Annotated in this window: 23 protein-coding genes; 11 read left to right on the top strand and 12 right to left on the bottom strand. The window is 74.3% G+C overall.

All coding sequences use genetic code 11. The annotated features are described in order from the left end of the window. Nucleotides 1-2 precede the first annotated feature (2 nt). The 3 genes from GA0070614_RS04535 to GA0070614_RS04525 all read right to left on the bottom strand — a co-directional run bounded on the left by GA0070614_RS04535 (nt 3) and on the right by GA0070614_RS04525 (nt 3221). The gene (locus GA0070614_RS04535; RefSeq protein WP_088974777.1) at nt 3-1490 is read right to left on the bottom strand and encodes a S8 family peptidase; all 1488 of its coding nucleotides are present in this window, start codon (nt 1488-1490) and stop codon (nt 3-5) included. 146 nt (nt 1491-1636) lie between these two features. After that, nucleotides 1637-2506 carry an NAD(P)H-hydrate dehydratase gene (locus tag GA0070614_RS04530; protein WP_088974776.1) on the bottom strand — a complete coding sequence of 290 codons (870 nt, stop codon included), beginning with the start codon at nt 2504-2506 and terminating at the stop codon, nt 1637-1639. Next, on the bottom strand, nt 2490-3221 hold the full coding sequence (locus GA0070614_RS04525; RefSeq protein WP_088974775.1) for a histidine phosphatase family protein: 732 nt from the start codon (nt 3219-3221) through the stop codon (nt 2490-2492). The genes GA0070614_RS04530 and GA0070614_RS04525 overlap by 17 nt, the downstream gene beginning before the upstream one ends. Nucleotides 3222-3376: 155 nt before the next feature. On the opposite strand from GA0070614_RS04525, the gene GA0070614_RS04520 reads away from it, so the two are divergent. Beyond that, nucleotides 3377-3607 (top strand): hypothetical protein, encoded by a 231-nt coding sequence (locus tag GA0070614_RS04520; protein WP_088979210.1) that lies wholly within the window; start codon nt 3377-3379, stop codon nt 3605-3607. 63 nt (nt 3608-3670) lie between these two features. On the opposite strand, the gene GA0070614_RS04515 is transcribed toward GA0070614_RS04520, so the two are convergent. Beyond that, entirely contained in the window at nt 3671-5920 is a 2250-nt protein-coding gene (locus GA0070614_RS04515; protein ID WP_088974774.1) for a VPS10 domain-containing protein, read from the bottom strand. Nucleotides 5921-6098: 178 nt separating this feature from the next. Here GA0070614_RS04515 and GA0070614_RS04510 point away from each other — a divergent pair, with 178 nt between their 5' ends. Both GA0070614_RS04510 and GA0070614_RS04505 read left to right on the top strand, forming a co-directional pair. After that, nucleotides 6099-8045 carry a Xaa-Pro dipeptidyl-peptidase gene (locus tag GA0070614_RS04510; RefSeq protein ID WP_088974773.1) on the top strand — a complete coding sequence of 649 codons (1947 nt, stop codon included), beginning with the start codon at nt 6099-6101 and terminating at the stop codon, nt 8043-8045. Nucleotides 8046-8133: 88 nt separating this feature from the next. Further along, on the top strand, nt 8134-8679 hold the full coding sequence (locus GA0070614_RS04505) for a hypothetical protein (protein WP_088974772.1): 546 nt from the start codon (nt 8134-8136) through the stop codon (nt 8677-8679). Between the two features lie 51 nt (nt 8680-8730). On the opposite strand, the gene GA0070614_RS04500 is transcribed toward GA0070614_RS04505, so the two are convergent. Then, nucleotides 8731-9351, bottom strand: a complete 621-nt coding sequence (locus tag GA0070614_RS04500) for an L-threonylcarbamoyladenylate synthase (RefSeq protein WP_088974771.1) — start codon at nt 9349-9351, stop codon at nt 8731-8733. A 146-nt stretch (nt 9352-9497) separates the two neighbouring features. On the opposite strand from GA0070614_RS04500, the gene GA0070614_RS04495 reads away from it, so the two are divergent. Then, on the top strand, nt 9498-10472 hold the full coding sequence (locus GA0070614_RS04495) for a DNA polymerase domain-containing protein (protein ID WP_088974770.1): 975 nt from the start codon (nt 9498-9500) through the stop codon (nt 10470-10472). A gap of 6 nt (nt 10473-10478) precedes the next feature. Here the strand turns inward: GA0070614_RS04495 and GA0070614_RS04490 are convergent, their stop codons facing one another. Next, on the bottom strand, nt 10479-10985 hold the full coding sequence (locus tag GA0070614_RS04490) for an Lrp/AsnC family transcriptional regulator (protein ID WP_088974769.1): 507 nt from the start codon (nt 10983-10985) through the stop codon (nt 10479-10481). 72 nt (nt 10986-11057) lie between these two features. On the opposite strand from GA0070614_RS04490, the gene pdhA reads away from it, so the two are divergent. From pdhA to GA0070614_RS04465, 5 genes are all read left to right on the top strand, one after another. Beyond that, the gene (gene pdhA, locus GA0070614_RS04485) at nt 11058-12260 is read left to right on the top strand and encodes a pyruvate dehydrogenase (acetyl-transferring) E1 component subunit alpha (protein WP_172892555.1); all 1203 of its coding nucleotides are present in this window, start codon (nt 11058-11060) and stop codon (nt 12258-12260) included. After that, entirely contained in the window at nt 12260-13276 is a 1017-nt protein-coding gene (locus GA0070614_RS04480; protein ID WP_088974767.1) for an alpha-ketoacid dehydrogenase subunit beta, read from the top strand. The genes pdhA and GA0070614_RS04480 overlap by 1 nt, the downstream gene beginning before the upstream one ends. Beyond that, nucleotides 13273-14712, top strand: coding sequence for a dihydrolipoamide acetyltransferase family protein (locus GA0070614_RS04475; RefSeq protein WP_088974766.1), 1440 nt, complete (start codon nt 13273-13275; stop codon nt 14710-14712). The genes GA0070614_RS04480 and GA0070614_RS04475 overlap by 4 nt, the downstream gene beginning before the upstream one ends. Nucleotides 14713-14822: 110 nt before the next feature. Beyond that, a complete protein-coding gene (locus GA0070614_RS04470) occupies nt 14823-16502 on the top strand; it encodes a right-handed parallel beta-helix repeat-containing protein (protein WP_088974765.1) in 1680 nt (559 codons plus the stop codon). A gap of 203 nt (nt 16503-16705) precedes the next feature. Then, nucleotides 16706-17962 carry a L,D-transpeptidase gene (locus GA0070614_RS04465; protein WP_408630757.1) on the top strand — a complete coding sequence of 419 codons (1257 nt, stop codon included), beginning with the start codon at nt 16706-16708 and terminating at the stop codon, nt 17960-17962. A gap of 102 nt (nt 17963-18064) precedes the next feature. On the opposite strand, the gene GA0070614_RS04460 is transcribed toward GA0070614_RS04465, so the two are convergent. Next, nucleotides 18065-19090, bottom strand: a complete 1026-nt coding sequence (locus GA0070614_RS04460; RefSeq protein WP_088974763.1) for an SMP-30/gluconolactonase/LRE family protein — start codon at nt 19088-19090, stop codon at nt 18065-18067. A gap of 169 nt (nt 19091-19259) precedes the next feature. On the opposite strand from GA0070614_RS04460, the gene GA0070614_RS04455 reads away from it, so the two are divergent. Continuing rightward, nucleotides 19260-19628 carry an STAS domain-containing protein gene (locus GA0070614_RS04455; protein WP_088974762.1) on the top strand — a complete coding sequence of 123 codons (369 nt, stop codon included), beginning with the start codon at nt 19260-19262 and terminating at the stop codon, nt 19626-19628. 74 nt (nt 19629-19702) lie between these two features. Here the strand turns inward: GA0070614_RS04455 and GA0070614_RS04450 are convergent, their stop codons facing one another. Beyond that, a complete protein-coding gene (locus GA0070614_RS04450; RefSeq protein ID WP_088979209.1) occupies nt 19703-20080 on the bottom strand; it encodes an FKBP-type peptidyl-prolyl cis-trans isomerase in 378 nt (125 codons plus the stop codon). Nucleotides 20081-20291: 211 nt separating this feature from the next. Beyond that, complete coding sequence (locus tag GA0070614_RS04445; RefSeq protein ID WP_172892367.1) at nt 20292-20858, bottom strand: DoxX family membrane protein; 567 nt, start codon at nt 20856-20858, stop codon at nt 20292-20294. A gap of 224 nt (nt 20859-21082) precedes the next feature. Between GA0070614_RS04445 and GA0070614_RS04440 the strand changes: the two genes are divergently transcribed. Further along, nucleotides 21083-21781 (top strand): CBS domain-containing protein, encoded by a 699-nt coding sequence (locus tag GA0070614_RS04440; RefSeq protein ID WP_088974761.1) that lies wholly within the window; start codon nt 21083-21085, stop codon nt 21779-21781. Nucleotides 21782-21997: 216 nt separating this feature from the next. Here the strand turns inward: GA0070614_RS04440 and GA0070614_RS04435 are convergent, their stop codons facing one another. From GA0070614_RS04435 to GA0070614_RS04425, 3 genes are all read right to left on the bottom strand, one after another. Continuing rightward, nucleotides 21998-22471: a universal stress protein gene (locus tag GA0070614_RS04435; RefSeq protein ID WP_088974760.1), complete on the bottom strand. Its 474-nt coding sequence runs from the start codon at nt 22469-22471 to the stop codon at nt 21998-22000. A 176-nt stretch (nt 22472-22647) separates the two neighbouring features. After that, nucleotides 22648-23367: a helical backbone metal receptor gene (locus GA0070614_RS04430; RefSeq protein ID WP_088974759.1), complete on the bottom strand. Its 720-nt coding sequence runs from the start codon at nt 23365-23367 to the stop codon at nt 22648-22650. Nucleotides 23368-23544: 177 nt separating this feature from the next. Then, complete coding sequence (locus GA0070614_RS04425) at nt 23545-24648, bottom strand: DICT sensory domain-containing protein (RefSeq protein WP_231933528.1); 1104 nt, start codon at nt 24646-24648, stop codon at nt 23545-23547. Between the last annotated feature and the right edge of the window lie 59 nt (nt 24649-24707).

Here is a 24707-nt window from a genome sequence, read left to right as displayed (position 1 = left end):
TGCTACTTCACCGCGTTGTACGCGTTGACCATGCCGGCGCCGTAGAAGCCGTTACGCTCGCCGCCGGAGCAGGTCGCGTCGTAGGCGTTCGGGCCGGTCGGGATCAGCGGCACCGGGTTGTAGACGCCCTCCGGGCAGGACTGCGACACCGAGGTGCGCTCCAGGAACGCCGCCAGCTGGCCGGGGCTCATGCCCGGGTTCGCCGACGCCGCCAGCGCCGCGACGCCGGTGGCGTGCGGGCCGGACATCGAGGTGCCCTGCTTGTAGCCCCAGCCGTTGGTCCGCGTCGCCGTGTTGAAGGTGGTCGACAGGATGCCGTCGGTGAGGGTGGAGCGGACGCCCTGGGTACGGAAGCGGGTGTCGCCACCCGGCGCCGTCACGTCGATGACGCCCTGGCCGTACGAGGAGTAGTAGCTCTTCGCCCCGGTCGGGCCGACCGCCGAGACGGTGACCACGCCCGGAGCCTCGGCCGGCAGGTCGAGGCAGGCGTTGGTGAGGTTCTCGCGCACCTCCGGCGTGCCGTTGTTCGGGCTGCCGTCGTCGGTGATCTTGTGCGCGAGGTCGTAGTTCGAGTTACCCGCGGACGCCACGTGCAGCACGCCCTTGCTCTGCGAGTAACGGATGGCCCGCTGGACCGCCTGCCACACCGGACGCTGGCGCGCGTCGTTGCGGCAGTTCAGCTCCCACGGGTCGATGTAGTAGCTGTTGTTGGTCAGCTCCATGCCGTGCGTGGCGGCCCACATGAACCCGCAGACCGCAGCCTCCGGGAAGATGTAGCCGTCGTCGTTGACCACCTTCACCGCGGCGACCTTGACGCCCGGCGCGACACCGGTCACGCCGACGCCGTTGACGGCGGCGGCGATGGTGCCGGCCACGTGGGTGCCGTGGTCGGAGGTGGTCGGGTTCCACGCCGCCTCGGTGGTGTCGGTGACACCGCCGATGCAGGACGCGCTCTTGTCCTTGGCGATCTGGGTCGCCAGGTCGGGGTGGCTGCTGGAGATGCCGCTGTCCAGCACGCCCACCACCACGTCGGCACGGCCGGCGTTGACGGCGTGGGCCTGCGGGACGTCGATCATCGGCATGTCCCACTGCTGACCGAAGAGGGGCTCCTTGGTCGGGTCGGCGGTGGTGTTCGCCGCCTCGGCCGCGGAGACCTCCAGGGTCTCGCCCTCCTCCAGGGCGGTGCCCAGGCCGGCGGTGGACGCGACCGACTCGACGCCCGCACCCGCCACGTCGGTGACGAACTCGGGGTTGGTCGAGCGGACGACGAGCACGCCGATCTGGTCGTACGTGGCCACCACGGTGCCCTTGGCCGCGGCCACGCGGGCCGCCGCCTTGTCGGTCGCGGCGCCCTGCGGGGCCAGGACCAGGAACGTGGTGTCCGGCCCGGCGGCCGAGGCCGCCGGGGCCAGCCCGCCGGTGACGGCGAGGCCGACGCCGAGGGTGACGGCGGACGCGGCAGCCAGTGTCTTGCGACGGAGGTTCTTCACACAGACTCCCAGGGGCTGTTTCCAGCCGGGGTACGCCCCCTGGTGGGGAGCGGCCGGCGGGAAGGGGGCGGGGTGCCCGCTTCCGAACCAACAGCGTAGGAGCCTCGTGTGGCGTTACACACATCCGATTGGCTGGTCGGGGACCGTCATACGGTGGCCAGGGTGTGCGGGATCTCGTCCAGCAGCTCGCGGGCGAGGAAGCCGATCCGCCCGAACCGGGGGACCAGCCGCTGACCGCTCACCGCGTGCGCCCAGGCGGCCCAGCAGGCGGCCTGGGCGGGGGTCGCGCCCCGGGAGAGCAGCCCGGCCAGCAGCCCCGCACGGACGTCGCCGCTGCCGGAGGTGCCCAGGCCGGCGTCGCCGCTCTCCTCCCGCCAGCTCTCACCGTCCGCGGTGGCGATGTGGCCGTACAGCGACACCACGGCGTCGTAGCGGCGGGCCAGCTCACCGGCCTCGGCGTCCAGGTCGTCGCCGGGCTCGCGGCCCAGCAGGTGCCGCGCCTCGGTCAGGTTGGGGGTGAGCACCACCGGCCGGCCGGCGTCGACCAGCAGGTCCGGCTCGTGGCTGAGCGCGCCGAGCGCGTACGCGTCCAGCACCAGCGCCGTGCGCGGGCCGGCCGCGTCCAGGACCAGGTGCAGCACCCGCGTCGCCTCGTCGATGTCGTGCAGCCCCGGGCCGACCGCCACCACGTCCGCCTGCCCGACCAGCTCACCGAGCCGGTCGCCGGCGTCTCCGGCCACCGCCCCGTCCGGGGTCTCCGGCAGCCCGACCACCAGCGCCTCCGGCACCTGGATGCTCAGCGCCGTGGCGGTCGACCCGGCGGCGGCCAGTTGCAGCACCCCGGCGCCGGCGCGCAACGCGGCGACCCCGGCCAGCAGCACCGCGCCCGGGGTGAAGCGGGAGCCGCCGACCACCAGCACCGTGCCCCGGTTCTCCTTGCCGCCGGTCGGGACCGGCAGTGCCCAGTCGCGCAGCAGCCGCGGGGTGATCACCCTCGTCTCAGACCGGTTCGGCATGGATCTCGTCCTCCTCGGTGGGGCGGGCGCCCTGCTGGCGCAGGTGCCGGACGTCGTTGAAGGTGTCGAGGACGAGCCGGCCGTCGGCGTCGGCCGACCAGCCGGTCACCGAGCAGTTGGCGATGACGTGCTCCCGGGTCAGCCCCATCAGTTCCGCCTCGGTCAGCCCCTCGACCAGGTAACGGAGCAGGAAGACCAGGGCGTCGTGGCCGAAGAGCAGCACCCGCCGTCCCTCGTGGTCGCGGCGCAGGTCGCCGAGGAGCGCGCGCAGCCGCAGCGCCACGTCCGTCCACGACTCGCCGCCCGGTGGCCGGTAGTAGAACTTGCCGAGCCGCTGCCGGCGGGCGGCCTCGTCGGGGAACCGGCGGGCGACCCCGTGCCCGGTCAGCCCGTCGAGGATGCCCAGCTCCCGGTCGCGCAGCCGCTCGTCCCGGCTGGCCGGGACGCCCGTGCCGGCCAGCGCCAGCTCCGCGGTCCGCACCGCCCGCAGGTACGGCGACACCACCGCCACGTCGGGGCGGCGCGGCGCGGGCAGGCCGGCCAGCCAGCGGGCGGTGGCCCGGGCCTGTTCCTCGCCGGTGGCCGACAGCGGCACGTCGGCGTCGCGGTGGGTGAGGTCGATCAGGTCCGCGCCGGCCCGCTCGGCCGCGGTGGCCGCCACGTTGGCCGTGCTCTCACCGTGCCGGACGATCCAGAGGGCTGCCAGTTCCGCCATGGGCCGATGCGTACCCGGCGGCCGTGCCGGGTAACCGTGCGGGCTGCGCCACCGCGTGGTCGCCGGCGCCGTCGGCCGGCGGGGCGTGAAGCCACCCGGGACGGGTAACCGCTGGGCTCACCGAGACCGACCCAGGGAGGTGTGCCGTGGCCACCATGGTCAGGGAACCGGCCAGCCCGGTGAAGGACAAGAACTACGACCTCATCCACGCCGTGCAGATGTCGTTGCAGCACATCTGGCAGCTGGAGACGTACATCGCGGACGCCGACGCCCGTGGTGACAGCGAGCTGGCCACCTGGTTCCGCAAGATCCAGGAGAACAACCGCAAGGCCGGTGAGCAGGGTAAGCAGATGCTCATTGAGCGGCTGCAGCAGGAAGGTCGCTGACCTGCGCGCTGCCGGGCCCGGACGCAGCCGGCTCGCCGCGTCCGGGCCCGGCAGCCGCGACGCTCAGGGGACCTGGACGGCGTAGATGCCCCGGCCGAAGGTCCCCGCCACGAGGCGGTGGTTGGTGCCGTCGTACTCGATGTCGTCGACCGGGACCAACGGCAGGCCCCGGCCCTGGCGCAGCCAGACGCCGCCGCCGGTCGGGCTGACGAACACGCCCTGGTCGGTGCCGACGTAGAGGGTCAGCCCCTTGCCGATGGCCAAGTCGTTGACCGGCGCCTTCGGCAGGGTGCCGCTGAGGTCGTGGAAGTGCCGTCCCCCGTCCAGTGAGCCGAGCACGTACGGCTGCGGGGAGCCCGACCGGTACGCCGACAGGGTCACGTACACCCGGTCGGCCCGCCCCGGGTCGACCACGACCCGGGTGACCCACGGCTGCCCGGAGAGCAGCAGCTGCCAGGAGCCGCCCAGGTCCCGGGTCACCCAGACCCGGCCGTCGTCGGTGCCGACGTAGACGGTCCGGCCGTCCCCGGCCGGGGCGACCGTGGTGATGGTGCCGTAGTTGGTGTAGATCGGGTCGCGGCCCGGCCCGCCGGTCAGGTCGCCACTGATCGCCGTCCAGGTCCGGCCGCCGTCGGTGGACCGGTTGAGCACGTTGGCGCCGTAGTACATCACCGCCGGGTCGCGTGGGTCGAAGACCACCGGGGTGAACCAGTTGCGCCGGGCCGCGGTGACCCGGTTGCCGAAGTACGTCATCGTCTCGCCGCCGTCGGTCGAGAAGAAGCAGTTGCCGTACTGGTAGCAGGCGTAGACGTTCTCCTTGTCGGTCGGGTCGATCAGGTTCTCCTCGCCGTCCCCGCCGAGGTACTCGTTGAAGGCCGGGCCGCCCCAGGAGCGCAGCGAGCCGTTGTCCTGGGTGCCGCCGGAGATCCGGCTGACGTCCTGCGGCGTGATCGCCACGCTGTAGAACTGGGTGTACGGCTCGTGGGTGGCCTTCACCCAGCCGCCGTCACCGTCGGCGTCGGAGCGGTACGTCCCACCGTCGTTGCCGAGGTAGACCCGCTGCGGGTACCGCCGGTCCCAGACCATCGCGTGGTGGTCGACGTGGATGGAACTGCTGTCCGCCGTCCAGGTCCGTCCGCCGTCCTTGGTGGTCAGCAGCGGCACGCCCGCGACGTGCACGTGCTGCGGCTCGTCCGGGTCGACCCAGACCTTGCCGAACCACCAGCCGAAGGTGGACTGCGAGGTGGTCAGCTCCGGAGTGTCCGGCAGCCGGGCCCAGGTGTCGCCGCCGTCGCCGCTGCCGTAGAAGCCGGCGAACGGGCCGGCGGTGGAGTTGACGATCGCGTAGAGCCGGTCCGGGTCCGAGGCGGACTGGCCCAGGCCGATCCGACCCACCTCCGGCCCGGCCGCCGGCAGCCCACCCGCCAGGCGCGCCCAGGTCGCCCCGCCGTCCGTGGAGCGGTAGATCCCTGAGCCGACCCCGCCGTAGGTGCGAAGGTCCGGGGTACGGCGGTGGTCCCAGAGCACGGCGTAGAGCCGGTCGGCGTCGCGCGGGTCGATCAGCACCTCGGTCGCGCCGGTGAACTCGTTGGTCCCGGTGAGGACGCGCTGCCAGGTCGCCCCGCCGTCGGTGGAGCGGTAGACGCCCCGCTCGCCACCGCCGTTGTAGAGCGAACCGGCGGCGGCCACGAAGATCCGCTTCGGGTCGGCCGGGTCGACGGTGATCGCGCCGATCGCGCCGGAGTCGCGCAGGCCCAGCGACCGCCAGGTGCGACCGCCGTCGCGGGAGGCGTACAGGCCGGTGCCCTCGTAGGTGATGCTGCCGCCACCGGGATTGACCTCGCCGGTGCCGGCGTACAGGGTGCCGTCCGGGCCGGTCGCCACCGCGCCCATCGCCTGGGTCCAGCCGTCCGGCCAGGCCGGCTCGAAGCGGTTGCCGGCGTCGCGGCTCACCCAGATCCCGCCGCTGGCCGCGGCGGCGTAGACGGTGTCGGGACGGTGCGGGTCCAGCGCGAGCGAGGTGATCCGGCCGCCGATGTTGGTCGGCCCGACCGAGGTCCAGCGGCCGCCGACCGCGGGCAGCCGGGCCCCGGCCTTCGCCGCCGTGTCGTAGGCGTGCCGGGGCAGCGCCTCGCCGCGCACCGTCTTCTGGAGATAGCGGTACTCGGCGGGGGCGGAGGGCCCGCGCACCGGCCGGTACTCGTCCTCGGGACGCGGCGGGGAGGCGCCGGCGCCGGTGGGGGAGAGGGCCACGGTGCCGCCGGTGAGCAGCGTCGTGGCCAGGATCAGGGAGAGGGTACGTCGTCGTGCCACGGAGGTCCCTTCGCCGGTGGAGGGAGGGTCGACGGTCCCGCCGAACGTTACGAAGACAGTTGTCGATGGTCAACCCTTCGGCGTCGCCGAAAGTGACCGGATGGACACGGGGTCTAGGCAGCGGTCGCATCGATGGGGTGGAATGGCCTGACCTGCCGTACCCGTCGGAAGGACCACGATGACGCCTGCCCGGAGCCGGGCGCTGGCCGCCGCCACCCTCACGGCGCTGCTGGTCACGGCCGCCCCCACCACCCCCGCCCACGCCGCGCCCGACCCGCCGCACATCGTCGGCGACCACACGGTGCCGGTCTACTCCTACGCCGACGCCGTCCGGGAGAGCGTCCAGGTCGAGACGCCGACCGACGCCGACGGCGACGGCGCGCGGGACCGGGTCATGGTCGACCTGGTCCGGCCCCGGGAGGCGGCGCAGGCCGGCGTCCGGGTGCCGGTCATCATGGACGCCTCGCCGTACTACCACTGCTGCGGCCGGGGCAACGAGAGCGAACGCAAGACGTACGACGCGAACGGCGTGATCGCCAAGGCGCCGCTCTTCTACGACAACTGGTTCGTCCCCCGCGGGTACGCCTTCGCCGCGGTCGACCTCAGCGGCACCGCGCGCGCCACCGGCTGCGAGGACGTCGGCGGCCGGGCCGAGGTGGCCGGGGCGAGGGCGGTGGTGGACTGGCTCAACGGCCGGGCCCGCGGCTTCACGCTGGACGGCGAGCCGGTCACCGCGTCGTGGAGCACCGGCCGGGTCGGCATGATCGGCAAGTCGTGGGACGGCTCGGTCGCCAACGGCGTGGCGGCCACCGGCGTGCGGGGCCTGGCGACCGTCGTGCCGATCTCCGCGATCTCCAGTTGGTACGACTACCAGCGGTACCGGGGCCTGCTGCGCGCCTCGGACTATCCCGCCTACCTGCACCGGGTGGTCAACGGCAGGCCCGCCGAGGCGTGCGCCGCGGTGCTCGCCCGGCTGCGCGCGGAGAGCGCGGAGGACACCGGCGACTACAACGCGTACTGGGCGGAGCGGGACTACCGCCGCTCGGTCGGGCAGGTCCGGGCCAGCGTCCTGGTCGCGCACGGCGTCAACGACCTGAACGTCACCACCGGCCAGTTCGCCCGCTGGTGGGACGCGCTCGCCGACCGGCAGGTGCCGCGCAGGCTCTGGCTCTACCAGGCCGGGCACGAGGACCCGTTCGACGTCCGCCGGGCCGAGTGGGTGGCCACCCTGCACCGCTGGTTCGACTACTGGTTGCAGGGCCTGCCCAACGGCGTCATGCGGGAGCCCCGCGCCACCCTGGAGACCGCCCCCGGGGTGTGGACCGAGCAGCGCGACTGGCCGGCGCCGGGTACCCGGGACGTTCCGGTGTCCCTGGGGGCCGGCGACGGTACGACCGGCACGCTCGGCGGTCGGGGCGCCCGGCCGGGCGTGGTGCGGGCGTACACCGACGAGTCGCTGACCGAGCCGCAGGTGGTCACCGAACCGACGACCGCCCGCGCCGGGCGGCTGGTGTTCCTCTCCGGCCCGCTGACCGCGCCGCTGCGGATCTCCGGGACGCCGTCGGTGCGCCTGCGGATCAGGGTCGACCGGCCGACCACCGCGCTGAGCGCGCGACTCGTCGACTACGGCACCGCGGAACGGATCCAGTACCGCAACTCCGAGGGGGTCCGGACGCTGACCACCGAGTCGTGCTGGGGGGAGTCCACCGAGGCCGACGACGCCTGTTACCGGGACACGGCCGAGATCACCGCGGTCACCGACCACGGCGTGCTCACCCGCGGCTGGCTCGACGCGGCGCACCACCGGTCCCTGCGGTTCACCAGCCCGCTGCGCCCGGACCGGTGGTACACGGTCACCCTGCCGCTCAACGCGTACGACGCGGTGCTGCCGGCCGGCCACGTCCTCGGTCTCGTCCTCGCCCAGAGCGACCCGGGCTTCACCGAGACCGACGACCGGGACGCCACCGTCCGGGTGGACCTCGGGCGCAGCACGCTGACGCTGCCCGTCACCGGCCCCGCAACCCTGCCGCCGGTCACCGGCGTGCCGGAGGTGGTCACCGCTCCCGACCCGTCGGCCGACCGCCTCGCCCCGCCCGACAACCGTCAGCTTCCCGCCCGGTCCTGACGGCGAATCGTGACCGGCCCGCCGCCCCGGGCGGCGGGCCGGTCGATCGGGAGGACGGGGGTGCCGGGTGAGCCGCTACCCTGCGCGCATGGACGGGGTTGCGGACGGCGAACGGCTGGCGGCGTCGCTCGGGCAGGCGCTCGCCCGGCTCGCCTTCGTCGACCTCGGCACGGACGCGGTGACGGCGCGGATCATCGACTCGGTGGTCGCCTGGGCGGGTGACCAGGGCTGGCGGGTCTACCGCCGGGCGACGAGCGTGCTGCCCCTACCGCCACCGCTGTCGGGCCGGCAGTCGGTGCTCGACGTGGCGTGCGCCCGGCCGGACGGGCCACCCGTGGTCGTCGAGGTCGACCACACCGATCGGCGGCGTACCTGGGAGAAGCTGGCGGCGGAGGCGGCGGCCGGCCGCGTCGCGATCTGGGTGCGCTGGGGACCGGGCCGGTTCGGTACCGCGCCTGCGCCGATCCACCAGGTGACCTGCCAGGTCTCCCGTCGCGCCGGGCCGCCCGGCGCGGGCCGGCTGCACAGCCGGGCACCGGGCGCCGACCTGCCGCCACCCCCGCACTCCGACCGGCGCACCGGCAGCACCGCCCTGCTGCTGCCGCTGCCCTCGTCGGACGACGAGCCGGTCTGACCCCGCCGCCCGGAGTGGATCACGTCATCCGGTCGGCTGACGCGCGAGGGCCTACTCGAAGCGGGACGGGTCCCCGGCGCCCCGGCGGACGATCTCCGCCTCGCCCTGGGAGAAGTCGACCACGGTGGTGGGCAGGGTGCCGCACTCGCCGGAGTCGATGACCGCGTCGAGCACGTGGTCGAGCCGCTCCTTGATCTCCCAGCCCTGCGTCATCGGCTCGGCCTCGTCGGGCAGCAGCAGGGTGCTCGACACCAGCGGCTCGCCCAGTTCGGTCAGCAGCGCCTGCGCCACCGGGTGGTCGGGGATGCGGACGCCCACGGTCTTCTTCTTCGGGTGCAGCAGGCGGCGCGGGACCTCCCTCGTGGCCGGCAGGATGAAGGTGTAGCTGCCGGGCGTGGCCGCCTTCAGCGACCGGAACAGGGCGTTGTTGATCTGGACGAGCTGGCCGAGCTGCGCGAAGTCCCGGCACACCAGGGTGAAGTGGTGCCGGCTGTCGAGCTGGCGGATGTCGCGGATCCGGTCGATGCCGTCCCGGTTGCCCATCCGGCAGCCGAGGGCGAAGCACGAGTCCGTCGGGTACGCGATCAAACCGTCGGAGCGCAGGAGGTCGACCACCCGGCTGATCGTCCGCGGTTGCGGGTTCTCCGGGTGCACGTCGAGGTACGTCGCCATGGCGGCAGCCTAGGAGCGCAGGTCCGGGCCGGCGGAGGCGGGCCCACCCCGCAGGCTACGCCGATCCCGCGATGCGCCGGACGGCCGCACGCCCCGTCTCCGCGAGCCGGGCCCGGGTGTCGGCGCCTGCCGTTACGGTGTGAGGCGTGGCGACGACGGCGGCCGAGGTGATCCGGGTCGGGGAGCGGGTCGTCCGGGTCTCCAGCCCGGACAAGCCCTACTTCCCCGAGCGCGGGCTGACCAAGGTGGACGTGGTGCGCTACTTCCTCGCCGTCGGCGACGGCATCCTGCGCGCCCTGCGAAACCGCCCCACCATGCTGGAACGCTGGCCGCGCGGGGTGTTCGAGGGGGCCCGGATCGGCACCCGGCAGGACAACCGGGGTGACGCCTTCTACCAGAAGCGCCTGCCGGCGGGCGCGCCAGACTGGGTGCGCACCGCGCACATCACCTTCCCCAGCGGGCGGACCGCCGACGAGGTCGCCCCGAGCGAGCTGGCCGTGGTGGCCTGGGCGGCCAACCTGGGCACCCTGCGGTTCCACCCGTGGCCGGTCACCGCCGCCGACGTGGAGCACCCCGACCAGTTGCGGATCGACCTGGACCCGATGCCCGGCGTGGGCTTCGACCAGGTGGTGCCGGTGGCGCACGAGGTGCGGGCCTTCCTCGACGAGCTGGGCCTGGTCGGGTACCCGAAGACCACCGGCGGCCGGGGCGTGCACGTCTACCTCTCCATCGAGCCCCGCTGGAGCTTCGGCGAGTGCCGACGGGCGGTGCTGGCGCTCGGCCGGGAGATGCAGCGCCGTCGCCCCGACCTGGTCACCACCACGTGGTGGCGGGAGCAGCGCGACCGGCCGGTCTTCGTCGACTACAACCAGATGGCCCGCGACCACACGATGACCTCGGCGTACTCGATCCGCCCGACGCCGGCGGCGCTGGTGTCCGCGCCGCTGGACTGGTCGGAGCTGGACGACGCCCGCCCGGAGGACTTCGACGTGGTCGGCATGCCGGCCCGGTTCGCCGACCGGGGCGACCCGCACGCCGGGCTGGACGAGCGGCGCTTCTCCCTGCAGCCCCTGCTGGAGCTGGCCGACCGGGAAGGGCTGGAGGCGCCGCCGGAGCGCTGAGCGCCCCTACTCCCAGGGGCTCTGCGCGCCGGTGAACTCCTCGAAGACCAGCCAGCTGCGGGTCGACAGCACCCCGGCGATGCCCTGCACCCGGTCCAGCACCACGTCCCGCAGGGTGGCGTTGTCCGGCGCGCGGACCAGGGCCAGCACGTCGTGCTCGCCGCTGAGCAGCGCCACGTGCTCCACGTAGCGCACCCGGGCCAGCTCCGCCGACACCTCCCGCCAGGTGTTCTGCTGGATGGTCAGCGCGATGTACGCCGAGGTGCCCAGCCCGGCCGGCTCCGGGGCGACCCGGGCGGCGAACCCGGTGATCACCCCGTCGCGCAGCAACCGCTCCACCCGGGCGTACGCGTTGGTGCGGGAGACGTGCACCCGTTCGGCGAGCGTACGTATGGAGAGCCGGCCGTCGCGGACCAGTTCGTCCAGGATGCGCCGGTCGACCTCGTCCAGGGGCCCGGCCGAACGTCCCGTTCCGCCCGGCCCGCCCGGTGTCGGTGGGGTCTCCTGGCTCACATCAGCCCCCTGTCCATGCCATTCATCCCACGTTGACCGCGCGTCTTGAGTCAATCATCCAACGGCAGGAGCATAAGGCCACCACACGTCCAGGAGGTCCCCGCCGTGACGACCACACCCCAGGCGGTCCGCAGGGCATCCCCGCGCACCCGCCGGCCGGCCACCCCGGCCGCACCGGACCCGTCCGCCGGTCTGCTGCCGCAGGCCGAGCCGGTCCGGCTGCTGAACCCGGACGGCACCGCGCTGCCGTCCCGCGCCGACTATCCCGAGCCACCCGTCGAGGCGCTGCGCGAGATGTACCGCCGGATGGTCGTCGGGCGTCGCTTCGACGTCCAGGCCACCGCGCTGACCAAGCAGGGCCGGCTCGCCGTCTACCCGTCCTCGCGGGGCCAGGAGGCCTGCCAGGTCGGCGCGATCCTCGCGCTGCGCGACGACGACTGGGTCTTCCCCACCTACCGCGAGTCGATGGCGCTGACCTCCCGGGGCATCGACCCGGTCGAGGTGCTCACCCTGCTGCGCGGCGACTGGCACTGCGGGTACGACGCCGCGCTGCGGCACACCGCGCCGCAGTGCACCCCGCTGGCGACCCAGTGCGTGCACGCCGCCGGCCTGGCCTACGGCGAGTCCTACCAGGGGCGCGACACCGTGGCGCTGGCCTTCATCGGCGACGGCGCCACCAGCGAGGGCGACTTCCACGAGGGCGTCAACTTCGCCGCCGTGTTCAAGGCGCCGGTCGTGTACTTCGTGCAGAACAACAAGTACGCGATCAGCGTCCCGCTGTCCCGGCAGACCGCCGCGCCGAGCCTGGCGTACAAGGGTGTCGGCTACGGCGTGCCCAGCGAGCAGGTCGACGGCAACGACCCGGTCGCCGTGCTGGCGGTGCTCACCCGCGCGGTGGCGCACGCCCGCGCCGGGCACGGCCCGTTCCTGGTCGAGGCGCACACCTACCGGATGGAGCCGCACACCAACGCCGACGACGCCACCCGCTACCGCGACGCCGACGAGGTCGAGGCGTGGCGCGACCGCGACCCGGTGGCCCGGCTGGAGACCTACCTGCGCGCCCGGGGTGTGCTGGACGACGCCGCCGTCGCGGCGATCGCCGAGGAGGCCGAGGCGTACGCCGCCGACCTGCGCGAGCGGATGAACGCCCAGCCGTCGGTCGAGCCGCTCAGCCTCTTCGACCACGTCTACGCCGCGCCGACCCCGCAGCTGGTCGAGCAGCGCGAGCAGGTCCGCGCCGAACTGGCCGCCGGTGCCGAGGAGGGGGACGCCTGATGGCCACCATGACCATGGCGAAGGCGCTCAACGCCGCGCTCGCCGACGCGATGCTCGACGACGAGCGGGTGCTCGTCTTCGGTGAGGACGTCGGCCAGCTCGGCGGCGTCTTCCGGATCACCGACGGGCTCCAGGCCCGCTTCGGCGACAAGCGCTGCTTCGACACCCCGCTCGCCGAGGCCGGCATCGTCGGCTTCGCCGTCGGCCTGGCCATGTCCGGGCTGCGCCCGGTGGTGGAGATGCAGTTCGACGCGTTCGCGTACCCGGCGTTCGAGCAGATCGCCTCGCACGTGGCGAAGCTGCGCAACCGCACCCGCGGGTCGCTGAGCGTGCCCATCGTCATCCGGGTGCCGTACGCCGGTGGCATCGGCGGCGTGGAGCACCACTGCGACTCGTCGGAGGCGTACTACGCGCACACCCCGGGCCTGAAGGTGGTCACCCCGGCCACCGTGGAGGACGCGTACTCGCTGCTGCGCGAGGCGATCGAGGACCCGGACCCGGTCGTGTTCATGGAGCCGAAGAAGCTCTACTTCTCCAGCGCCGAGGCCGAGCTGCCCGCCCGGACCGCGCCGTTCGGCACGGCCGTCGTACGCCGGGCCGGCACGGACGCCACCCTGGTCGCGTACGGGCCGGCGGTGCCGGTCGCGCTGGAGGCCGCCGAGGCCGCCCGCGAGGAGGGCTGGGACCTGGAGGTCGTCGACGTGCGCACCATCGTGCCGTTCGACGACGGCACCGTCGCCGCCTCGGTGCGCAGGACGGGCCGCTGTGTGGTGATCCAGGAGGCGCAGGGCTTCGCCGGGGTCGGCGCGGAGATCGCCGCCCGGGTGCAGGAGCGCTGCTTCCACGCCCTGCACGCCCCGGTGCTGCGGGTGTCCGGCCTGGACATCCCGTACCCGGCGCCGATGCTGGAGCACACCCACCTGCCCTCGGTGGACCGGGTGCTCGACACGGTGGCCCGCCTGCAGTGGGACGACCAGCCGGACGCCCGCTGGCTGTCGCAGGGGAGCGCGGCGTGACCACGGTGGAGCGGGCCCAGGTCTTCCTGCTGCCGGACCTGGGCGAGGGGCTCAGCGAGGCCGAGATCGTCGAGTGGCGGGTGGCCGTCGGTGACGTGGTCACCGTGGACCAGACCGTGGTGGAGGTGGAGACCGCCAAGGCCGTGGTCGACGTGCCCTGCCCGTACGCCGGTCGGGTCGTGGCCCTGCACGGCGCGGCGGGCGAGGTCCGCCCGGTCGGCCAGCCGCTGATCACCGTCGCGCCGCTGGACGACGCGGGCTCCGCCGGGGAACCCGCCGGGCACGCCACCTACCGCGAGGAGGAGCGGGCCGGCTCCGGCAACGTGTTGATCGGGTACGGCACCGGGCACGGCGGCTCGGGCCGGCGGCGACGCCGCCCCCGGCTGGCGGTCGCCCCCGAGCCGGACACCCGCACGCCCGCCTCGACCGGCGCCGCCGCCGGTGTCGGGTCGGCGCCGGCGACGGCGCAGGGCGCCGACCGGACGACGCCGGGCGCTGCGCCGAACCCGTCGGCCGCCGGTGACGCCGGCCCCGACGGCCGGACGGCGCCGCTGGTCATCTCGCCGATCGTGCGGCGGCTGGCGAAGGAGCGCGGCGTGGACCTGGCGACGCTGCGCGGCACGGGACCCGGCGGCGTGATCCGCCGCGCCGACGTGGAGGCCGCCACGGCCACCCCGGCGGCCCGGCTCGCCGCCGTGCCGGACGCGCCGCAGGCGCACGTCGGCCTCGCCCCGGCCGGCGAGGGCGACGTGGTCATCCCGCTCACCGGCATCCGCAAGGTGATCGCCGACAAGCTCTCCCGCAGCCGGCGGGAGATCCCCGAGGTGACCATCTGGGTCGACGTGGACGCCACCGGCCTGCTGGAGACCCGGGCGGCGATCAACGCGGCCACCCCGGACGCCCCGGTGAGCGTGCTGGCCCTCATGGCCCGGATCTGCCTCAGCGGGCTGCGGAAGTACCCGCAGCTCAACGCGCACGTCGACACCGAGGGGCAGCGGATCGTCCAGTCCGCCGGGGTGCACCTGGGCATCGCCGCGCAGACCGACCGGGGCCTGCTGGTGCCGGTGCTGCGCGACGCCCAGCGGCTCACCACCCGCGAGCTGGCCGCCGCGTTGGCGGAGACCACCGCCGCCGCGCGGGCCGGCACCCTGCCGCCGGCCCGGCTCACCGGTGGCACCTTCACCCTGAACAACTACGGAGTGTTCGGGGTGGACGGTTCCACCCCGATCATCAACCACCCGGAGGCGGCGCTGCTCGGGGTGGGCCGCATCGTGGACAAGCCCTGGGTGGTCGACGGGCAGCTCGCGGTGCGCAAGGTGACGCAGCTCAGCCTCACCTTCGACCACCGGGTCTGCGACGGCGGCGTGGCCGGCGGCTTCCTGCGGCACGTCGCCGACTGTGTCGAGCAGCCGGCGCTGCTGGTCGCCAACGTCTGAATCCGTGCCTCGGAGCCCCGGCACCGTCCCTCGGTGGCGGGGCTCCGGGCGTTCCTGTTTCTCTCCGCGCGGACCGGGAATGCGAGCCCGGTCATCGAGGGGAGGGACCGATGGCTCACCCGAACGTGCCCGGCGGCGTGCGGCTGCACCCGGTGGCCGGAGCGCCGCTGATGAGCGACGCGCGCGAACACGGGTTGACGGGCGACGGGCGGACCAACGACCAGCCCGCGTTCGCCGCGTTGGTGGACCGGCTCGGTGACGCGTACGCCGCGGACGGCCGGGCCCGGGTGATCTACTGCCCGCCCGGGGTGTACTCGATCCGCGACGCCGGGACGGTGTGGCGCAGCGGGGTCTCCCTGGTCGGCGCCGGTCCCGGCGCGACCCGGTTCGTGCTGAGCAACGCCGGCAACCGCGCCGACCCGGTCCCGCTGGCCTTCTACACCGCCCAGTTGCACGGCGCGGATCCCGAACGGCATCTGGCGTACTGCACCTTCGCCGACTTCGAGATCGACGGCTCGGGGGTGTCGTCGGCGGAGTACAACCCGCTGGCCAAGGGGCTCGGGTTGCAGTACGTCGTGCGGGGCATGTTCCGCAACCTCTACATCCACCACACCGCCGCAACCGGGCTGGGCTGCGACTTCCTGCAGGACACGCTGATCGACGGGGTGCTGGTCGTCGGCTGCGGACGGCTGGACAACGGCACCGAGATGGGTGGCGCGGGCATCGGCATCGGGATCGGCGGGTGGGGCAGCGTCGAGCGGCTCAACGTGATCAACTGCTCGGCGGTCGGCAACGCCACCAACGGCATCTTCCTGGAGTTGCAGCAGAACGGCGGACTGCGCCCGCGCGGCATCCGGATCATCGGCTGCCACGCCCAGGGCAACCGGTTCGGCATCTCCGACTGGGGCGCCAACGGCCTGATCGTCTCCGCCTGCACCATGACCGGCAACCTGGAGGCCGGGTTCGACGTCTCCGCCAAGGGCACCACCCACACGGCCGGGCGGGGCGGCATCCTGACCGACTGCGTGATCGACGGCAACGTCCGCGACGGGATCAGCATCGGCAACACCCCCGGGCCGTACACCATCCGGGGCAACCGGATCAGCGGCAACGGCCGCTACGGCTACCACCAGCGCAGCCTGGGCGTGGAGGAGCAGGACCAGGACCACGCCCACGAGATCGTCATCGAGAGCAACGACTTCTACGGCAACAGCGGCGACGCCATCCGATTCGACCGGCCGGTGCGGGACGCGATGCTGATCGACAACCGGATCCGCGGCAACGGGCGGCAGTGCTCGGGCGCCGAGTCCGGTGGCGGGGACTCGGTGCGCTACACCGAGAAGCTGATCGTGGACCGCCGGGCGAACTGGCAGCACGACGGACACCGGGGCAAGGTCGTCCGGGTCGGTGACCGCGTCGCGGTGGTGGCCGCCAACGACGCGACCGAACTCAGCCTCGCCCCGGTGCGTCCCGACTCGTTCACCGCCTGGAGTGCCGACACCCCGCCGCCGGGGGAGCGGTACGAGCTGCCGGCCGCGCCCACCGTCCGGGCCGGGATCACCGTCAACGCGCCGTTCGACTCGGCGACGATCCGGGGCAACCGGGTCTGGGACCACCACGACGAGCGGACCCAGACCCACGGCCTGTGGATCACCGACCGGGGCAGCTGCGTCTCCTGCCGGGTCGAGGACAACGACTTCGCGGGCAACGTGGAGGCCGCCGTCCGGCTGGACACCCCGCCCGTCGGTGGCCGGTGGGACCGCAACCACGGCGACGAGGAGTGGGACTGACCGGCACGGCCGGTACGCGCCGTCCCAGCCACGCCGAAGCGGGACGTGCCGCCCTTACGGCGACCTGCCAGCACACGTACGACCAAATGCCCGCCCGTTTGCGAGCAATTCCCGCGAAAGAGCGCCGCGCCCGGAGAGTCGCCGTACAGAATGTGGCCAAGGGAAGCGGAAATGGGGGGCCGAACATGGACGTGAGGCGGCGATTGACGCTATTCGCGGTGACCATCGCAGCCACACCGTTGATCCTCGGCGGGTGCACCGCCGAGCGGAAACCGGCCGACGGGTCGGCGCCCGGACGGGCGGCGGCGGATCTGGCGGTCACGCTCAGCCCGGTCGACCGGACGCGGGACGTGCCGGTCAGCGCGGAGGTGGGCACCACCGTGACCGGGGGGAAGGTCAGCGGGGTCACGCTCACCGACGACAAGGGCAGGAAGATCGCGGGGGAGCCCCGGGAGGACGGTTCGAGCTGGGTGCCGGGCACCCCGCTGGAAAACGGCCGGACCTACACGGCGGAGGTGACGGCGACCGGCCCGTCGGGGCGCACCACGGTGAAACGGACGACGTTCACCACCGCGCCGAAATCGAACAAGCAGGAGATCGCCAGCACGTTGTACTTCGCCGGTAACCAGACGTACGGCACGGCGATGCCGGTGACCGTCGCATTCGATCCGGCAATTCCGAAAGAGGCCAGGGCGGCGGTGCAGCGCCGATTGTTCGTGAAGGTCGACCCGCCGCAGCCGGGCACCTGGTCGTGGCTGGAGGACGGCAGCCAGGTCTACTACCGGGCCCCGGACTTCTGGAAGCCGGGCACGAGGATCAGCGTCCGCTCGGCGTTGGAGGGCCTGCCGATCGGCAAGGAGTACGTCGGCGACGACGACCGCAAGGCGACCTCGAAGATCGGCCGGCAGGTGGCCCTCGAGATCGACAACGCCACCAAGCAGATGTCGGTCTTCCAGGACCACAAGCTGATCCGCAAGATCCCGGTGAGTCTCGGCAAGCCGAGCACGCCGAGTTCCAGCGGCAAGATGGTGATCATGGAGAAGCACGAGCAGACGACCTTCGACACCCGGGGCTCGGCCGATCCGTACGTGGTCGACGTCGAGGACGCCCAGCGCTACACCTGGGGCGGTGAGTTCATCCACGCCGCGCCGTGGTCGGAGGGGGACCAGGGCAACACCAACGTCTCGCACGGCTGCGCCAACGTCTCGTCCTCGGCCGCCGACTGGCTGATGGGCGTCACCCAGGTCGGTGACCTGATCACCGTGAAGGGCACCGAGGTGCAGTTGGAGCCCGGCAACGGCTGGACGGCCTGGAACGTCAGCTGGGACGAGTTCGTCCGGGGCAGCGCGCTGCCCGTGCCGCCGGGACTCAAGCCGGCGCCCGCCATGGGCCACGGGCACCCGGGCGCGGTGGCGGGCGGTTCGTCGCCCGCGCCGGGGCCGTCGGCCAGCGGCGGCTGACACCGCAGGGGGAGGAACGGCCGGTACGACCGGCCCGCCGGGCGGCGGGCCGGTCGCGGTCGTTCGGCCCGGGTGGCCCAGGCGGCGCGGTGATCGGCGCGGTCAGTCCAGGTCGACCCGGGCGATGCCGGCGCTGATCAGGCTGCCCAGCCAGAGCCGGTCGCCGTGCTGCCGGACCCCGGTGATCATCCAGTACGCCCCGCCCGGGCCGTGCAGGGTCCGCAGCACCGTCCCGTCGCCGTCGACCAGGGCGACCAGTCCGTACCGGCGCGGTTGCGGTCGTACCGCGTCGGGCAGCAGCGCCACCAGTTGCCGCAGCCGTGGGTGCGGCAGCAGCCGTTCGACCACGGGCAGCCGGGGGCTCGGCAGCGCGATCCAGTACGTGCCGTCGCCGACGGCGGTCAGGTTGTCCGGGTACGCGGGCAGGTCGGTCAGCACGGTGACCGCGCCGTCGGGCAGCGAGACCCGGACCAGCCGGTGGGTGCTCGTCTCGACCAGCATCAGCGCCGACTCGTCCGGGGTCAGCGCGACGCCGTTGGGGAAGTAGAGCCCCTCGGCCACCACCTCGGTGCGCCCGCTGCCCTTGTCGTACGCCAGCACCCGCCCGTTGGGGCGGTGCTCCAGCAGGTCGTGCTTCCAGTGCGACAGCGGGAAACGGTCGGAGCTGTCGGTGAAGTAGACGGTGCCGTCGCGGGCCACCGTGGCGTTGTCGGGCAGGTGCACCGGGACGGCGTCGCCGGTCAGCTCCCGCACCGCCCCGTCCGGGGTGACCCGCAGCAGCCCCCGGTACGCGTCGCAGACCACCAGGGTGCCGTCGACCGGGTCCAGTTCGATGCCGAGGGGCCGGCCCCCGGTCTCGGCGAGCAGCTGCGGCGTGGTGCCGGCGGGAGCGTCGGCGGGCCACCACCAGAGCCGGCCGTCCTCGTCGCCGCTGACGACCCGGCCGTCGGCATCGACGAGCACGTCCTCGGGACCGTGCGCGCCGGGCGGCAGGGGCAGCACCTCGGCGCGGTCGAGCCGGCGGTCGGTGGCGGCCCACGCCCCGTCCAGCGGCGGTGGGACGGTGGCCGGCTCGCGGACGGGCCGGATCAGGCGGGGCGGGCGCTGGCGCTGGCGTGGTACGACCATCGGGTCATTCTCACCCGCCGATCCGCCTCGCACCCGGCCGGGCGGCGTGTCGTGGCGCGCCTCCTCCTCAGGGAGGACCCGCCGACGGTCTCGGGGACCACCCGGGGTGTACCCGGATTCGACCCTCGGCAGGGCGGAAATGTCGGTGGTCCGGGCTAGATTCGTCCGTATGGGACAGCGCGATGACCGGCTCCACGTGCAGCTCGGCGTGGGTGACGACGCGGTCGAGGTACGGGTGACCGGCGAGATCGACCTCGCCTCGGTCGGCGAGTTGCGGGCGGCGCTCTGGGCCGCCCCGGCCCGGCCGGTGCTCCGGGTCGACCTCTCCGGGGTCCGGCTCCTCTCCGCGGCCGGCGTCCGGGCGCTGCTCGCCGCACGGCTGCGGGTGCGCGCCCGGGGTGGGGAACTGGTGCTGGCCGATCCCGACCCGGTGGTGTCGCGGGTGTTGCGCGTCACCGGTGTGCACCGGGTGATCCCGGTGGTGACGACGACGCCGGCCGTGCCCTGCCGGCGCAGCGAGCTGGCCGCCTGCGCCTGACCGGCGGAGCCCGGCCGACCGCCCGGTGTGCTGGTGCGCGGGGCCGCCGGCCGGACCGGCGACCCCGCGGTCGGTCAGCGGACGCCGACCAGGTCGACGACGAAGACCAGGGTCTCGTTCGGCTTGATCACGCCGCCGGCGCCGCGCGCGCCGTAGCCCAGGTGCGGCGGGATGGTCAGCCGGCGCCGACCGCCGACCTTCATGCCGACCACGCCCTGGTCCCAGCCGGCGATGACCTGACCGCCGCCGAGCGGGAACTCGAAGCTCTCGCCCCGGTTCCACGAGGCGTCGAACTCCCGGCCGGTGGAGTGGGAGACCCCGACGTAGTGGACCTCGGCCAGCTGACCCGGCCGGGCCTCGGGGCCCTCGCCCACGGTGATGTCCTCGATGACGAGCTCGGCCGGGGGCGCGCCCTCGATCGGGCCGACCTCGGGCTTGCCTGCCTGGGGCATGGTCATCTGCTGCTCTCCTGCCGTAGTGGCGGTGGCCCGTCTGCGCGCGGCCACGGCCGTCCATCGTCCGGTCGAGGTCGATCCTGCCCGATCGCGTCTCGCCGATGCCGGCCACACCCCGGAGACGGCGGAACGCGGACCGCCCGGGGCGGTCCGCAGACGCCGGAGGGGGCGCCACCGGGTGGTGGCGCCCCCTCCGGGACCCGTCGGGTCACTTGAGCCAGCCGTACTTCCGGACGATCGGGAGGTTGCCCCAGGCCCGACCGAGGCCGAAGGTGTTCTCCGCGCCCACCAGGGCGAGGCCGGCGAGCACCGCGGCGTAGATCAGGTGGTCGTCCATGAAGGGGTTGTTCTCGGGGGGCAGGACGGCGGTCCACATCAGGACCAGCAGCAGCGCGCCGGCCGCAGCGGCGATCCGCATCCCGATGCCGAGGATCAGGGCCACACCGATGCCGGCGAGACCGACCATGAAGAGCCAGTCGGCCCAGGTGGCGCCGGCGATGTCGTTGTAGATGCCCTTGAACGGGCCGGCCGCGCCGAAGGTCAGGAACCCCTTGGTCGGGCTGCCGCCGTTGATCCAGGCGTTCTTCGCTTCGGTGGCGTGACCGAGGCCGAAGGCCTTGTCGAGGAACGCCCAGAGGAAGATCCAGCCGAGGGCGATCCGGGTGCCGGCCCAGACGTACCGGGCGGCCCGCTGGCGGGTGGTCTCGGTTTCGGCCACCGGAGCGATGGTCCTGGCGGTGGTGTTCCGCTCGATCGTCGCGGTCATGGTGTCCACGTCCCTTCTCTGCCTCGCACCGCGCTTTCCGGTGGCACATTCATTCCACCTCCGTGGCGCCTCGCCGAGCAGGGCCGACCGGGCCGTTCAGGGGCGGGACCTTGGACCCCGGAACGGGCCCGCCGGACGGGACCTTCGGCCCCGCACAGCCCGGCCCACCGCCCCTGACATGCCTGGTCAACGCGGTCGTAGCGTTGTGTCGGAGACCATCCGAGGAGGTCGTGATGAGGACGTGGCAGGTGGGCGACGTGATGACCCGGGACGTCGTGACGGTCGGCGAGGAGACCCCGTACCGCCAGATCGTCGACACGCTGATCCGGCGCGGGATCAGCGCCGTGCCGGTGGTGGACGGCTTCCGTCGGGTGCTCGGGGTGGTGTCCGAGGCCGACCTGCTGCACAAGGTCGAGCGGGCCGGCAGCCCCGACGAGCGACGTATCTTCGAGGGCCGGCGGCGGCGCACCGCCCGGGAGAAGGCCGACGCGCTGGTGGCGAAGGAGCTGATGACGGCGCCGGCCGTCACCACCTTCCCCGGGTCCACCCTGCCGGCCGCGGCCCGGCTGATGGACCGGGAGGCGGTCAAGCGGCTGCCGGTCCTCGACGACCTCGGCCGGCTGGTCGGCATCGTCACCCGCAGCGACCTGCTCCGGGTGCACCTGCGCACCGACGCCGAGATCCGTGAGGACGTGGTGCAGGAGGTGCTGCGCCGGGTGCTGGCGGTACGCGACGGGCTGGTCACCGTGCAGGTGCGCGCCGGTGAGGTCACCCTGGACGGCCGCTTGGACCGGCGCAGCGCCGCCGACCTCGCGGTCCGGCTCGCCGGCCAGGTCAGCGGCGTGGTCCGGGTGGTCGACCGGATCGGGTACGACGTGGACGACACCATCCTGGTCGAGTTGCCGCCGGGGCAGGTCACCCCGGTCGCCTGAGCCACCCTCCCCGGGCCCCGTCCACACCCCCTGGACGGGGCCCGCTCCCTGCCCGGAGCCCGCCGCCTGCTCCGGGGTCCCCCACCCGGAACCCGCTGCCTGCCCAGGAGCGGTCTCCCGTCCTCCGGTGGCGGGTCCTGGACAGGGCAGTGGCTGGTCCTGGACAGGGCGGTGGCGGCCGTACCGTCCGGCAACGGCCGCCACCTCGGCGCCGGCTCAGCCGCGCAGCGCCGGCTCGTTCGTCGTCCGGGGCGCCGCCGCCGGCACCGGGACCACCACCACCGGGCAGTACGCCTTGCGCACGCACTCCTCGCTGACCGAGCCGAGCACGGTGTGCCGCAGCCGGTTGTGCCCGTGGCTGCCCAGCACCAGCAGGTCGGCGGTGCGGGCGGCGGCGGTCAGCACGTCCGCCGGCGGCCCCTCGACGACCTCGCCGGCCACCGTGCAGCCCGGTCCCTTGCGGACGGCCAGGCCCCGGAGCTCGTCGTCGAGCACCTCGGTCGCGCGTTGCCGCTCGTCGACCGGCGCGACCGTGTTCGCCGGCCCGAACTCGATCCGGTCCCACCGCCAGGCGACGACCGCCTGGACGCTGCCGCCGCGGGCCGCCGCCTCGTCGACCGCCCAGTCCAGCGCCCGCCGGCCGCCCTCGGATCCGTCGACCCCCACCACGATCAGTCGGTTGCTCTCCATGACGCACTCCTCTCCTCGTACCCGCAGTCCACCCCGGACGCGGCGGTGGGGGACAGGCGCGAAGGGCCCGGTGGCGACGGGTCCTTCGTCACCGGGTCAACGGGTCACCGGGGCGGCGGCGTCCGGCGGTGCGCGGCCCGGGGCCGGCGGCGTGGTGCGTCACCGCCGGCGGTGCGTCAGGTCAGCGGCGCGGCGAGCTGCGCGGCCAGCAGGCCGGGCGCCTCGGCCAGCGACGGGCCGTACCAGGTGAGGTGGCGGCCGGAGACCAGCGCGCAGGGCGTGCCGCCGAACGCCTCGGGACCGTCGGTGGCGCTGAACGGGTACGGCTCGTCGGGGAGCACCACCAGCTCCGGCTCCCGGGCACGCACCGCCGCCAGGTCCGGTCGCGGGTACCGCTCGGGGGCGTAGTCGTACAGGTTGACCACGCCGAGGCGGCGCAGCACGTCCCCGGCGAAGGTGTCGCCGCCGAGCACCACCCAGGGCCGCCGCCACACCGGCACCACTGCCCGGCGTACGGCGGTGGGCGCGGACGCGCCCGCCCAGGCCCGACGCGCCGCGGCGAGCCAGTCCGGCTCCCCGGCGACCCCCAGCGCGGCCAGCAGGTCGGCCAGTTCGGTAAACGCCTGCGGCACGGTACGCGGATAGGTGACCCGCACCGGCACACCGGCGGCGGCCAGCGCGTCGGCGTCCTCCCGGCGGTTCTCCTCCACGTTGAGCAGCACCAGATCCGGCCGCAGGGCGAGCACCCGGTCCAGGTCCGGGTACTTGCTGCCGCCCACCCGGGCCACGTCCAGCCCGGCCGGGTGGGTGCACCAGTCGGTCGCCCCGACCAGCACCTCCGGCACGGTCACCGCGACCGCCTCGGTCAGCGACGGCACCAGCGAGACGACCCGCACGGCGTACCCCCTCCTGCGGCGCGGACCGCGCCGGTTCGTCGGCGGCCGGGCGCCGCCGGTCCGGCCTCCATGATCGTCGGTCGGCGGCCGGGACCGGAGACGGCGGTGTCGTGGCACGGGGCCGACGCCGTGCACGGCACGGGCGCGGTGCTGCGCCGCCGTGCCGGCGCGGACCGGTCAGCCGGGGCCGGCGGTGACCGGCTCGCGGGCCACCGCCGCCACCGGCACGCCCTCCCGGGCCGCCCACTGCACCGCGTGCCGGACGTCGGCGACCGGCAGCGGCCGCCGGTCGGTCACCGTCACCGCCGCGTGCACGGCGTACGCGACGAACGGGAACGAGCGCGCCAGCCCGGCCAGCTCGGCGTGCACCCGGGCGGCGACCGCGAGCGCCTCCTCCTCGGTCACCGCCGGCAGGATCAGCAGGTACTCGTCGGGGGCGAGCCGCACCGCCCGGTCGACCGGGCGCAGTGGGGCGGTGAGCGCGCCGACGACCGCCTGCGTCTCCCGGGCCGTGCTGCGCCGGCCGAAGCGTTCCGGTGTGCCGGCCGGCTCGGCGACCCGGACGCCCACCAGCGCCACCGGCAGGGTGCCGGGCGCGGTCACCCCGTCCAGGCCGGTCCACCGGCGCAACGTCGGCTCGTCGACCAGTCCCGCCTCCGCCGGCTCGCCGGTGGTCGCCGACGCGGCCCGGCGGGCGCGTTCGGCGCGGGCGGCCATCAGCCGCAGCCCCGCCTCGGCGCGGCTCTCGCCGGGGGTGGCCGGCAGGTGGCGGACCCGGTCGAGCACCTGGTCGACGGTGGCCAGCGCGGTCGCCGGGAGCCGGTCGGCGAGCCGGTCCCGCAGCCGCACCACCTCGTGCAGCGCCTCGTCGCGGCGGAATCCCCACCGGCCGTCGAAGAGCCGGCCGGCCTCCAGCGTGGCGGCGGGCTCCACCTCGCGCCGGTCGTGGGCCACCAGGCTGGCGCCGAAGCGTGGGGTGAGCGCCACCACGCTCCACTCCCGGGCCAGTTCCTCGGCGTCGTCGAGCGCCACCCCGTACGCCCCCGCGGGCAGCTCCGGCGGGGCCTCACCGACCAGGCCGACGACCGTCACCGCCGCGCCGGCGGCGATCCGCCGGTAGCGGGCCAGCTCCCGGGTGAAGTACGGCATCCGCTGGAACAGGGCGATCACCACCAGCGGCCCGTCCTCGGCCGTGGCGAGCGCGGCCTCCTCGATGGCGTGGGAGACCGTGACCAGACTCCGCTTGGTGAACCGTTGGGTGGGGGCCCCTGAGTGCAGCACCCGGTGAGCCTAGACCGCCCCGGCCGCACCGGCGATCCGACGAGATCGGCCGAGGTCCT

It is taken from the genome of Micromonospora coxensis (assembly GCF_900090295.1).
GTDB classification, from domain to species: domain Bacteria; phylum Actinomycetota; class Actinomycetes; order Mycobacteriales; family Micromonosporaceae; genus Micromonospora; species Micromonospora coxensis.
The sequence above is the reverse complement of the archived record's forward strand: the minus strand, read 5'-3'. Positions and strand labels throughout refer to the sequence as shown.

Bases quoted from the DNA above. Each gene is read 5' to 3' on its own strand.
- GA0070614_RS04505 (WP_088974772.1), top strand. From the start codon at position 8,134: ATGGACGGGGTTGCGGACGGCGAACGGCTGGCGGCGTCGCTCGGGCAG.
- GA0070614_RS04510 (WP_088974773.1), top strand. From the start codon at position 6,099: ATGACGCCTGCCCGGAGCCGGGCGCTGGCCGCCGCCACCCTCACGGCG.
- GA0070614_RS04520 (WP_088979210.1), top strand. From the start codon at position 3,377: ATGGTCAGGGAACCGGCCAGCCCGGTGAAGGACAAGAACTACGACCTC.
- GA0070614_RS04470 (WP_088974765.1), top strand. From the start codon at position 14,823: ATGGCTCACCCGAACGTGCCCGGCGGCGTGCGGCTGCACCCGGTGGCC.
- GA0070614_RS04455 (WP_088974762.1), top strand. From the start codon at position 19,260: ATGGGACAGCGCGATGACCGGCTCCACGTGCAGCTCGGCGTGGGTGAC.
- GA0070614_RS04450 (WP_088979209.1), bottom strand. From the start codon at position 20,080: ATGCCCCAGGCAGGCAAGCCCGAGGTCGGCCCGATCGAGGGCGCGCCC.
- GA0070614_RS04530 (WP_088974776.1), bottom strand. From the start codon at position 2,506: ATGCCGAACCGGTCTGAGACGAGGGTGATCACCCCGCGGCTGCTGCGC.
- GA0070614_RS04435 (WP_088974760.1), bottom strand. From the start codon at position 22,471: ATGGAGAGCAACCGACTGATCGTGGTGGGGGTCGACGGATCCGAGGGC.
- GA0070614_RS04525 (WP_088974775.1), bottom strand. From the start codon at position 3,221: ATGGCGGAACTGGCAGCCCTCTGGATCGTCCGGCACGGTGAGAGCACG.
- GA0070614_RS04500 (WP_088974771.1), bottom strand. From the start codon at position 9,351: ATGGCGACGTACCTCGACGTGCACCCGGAGAACCCGCAACCGCGGACG.
- GA0070614_RS04480 (WP_088974767.1), top strand. From the start codon at position 12,260: ATGGCCACCATGACCATGGCGAAGGCGCTCAACGCCGCGCTCGCCGAC.
- GA0070614_RS04440 (WP_088974761.1), top strand. From the start codon at position 21,083: ATGAGGACGTGGCAGGTGGGCGACGTGATGACCCGGGACGTCGTGACG.
- GA0070614_RS04460 (WP_088974763.1), bottom strand. From the start codon at position 19,090: ATGGTCGTACCACGCCAGCGCCAGCGCCCGCCCCGCCTGATCCGGCCC.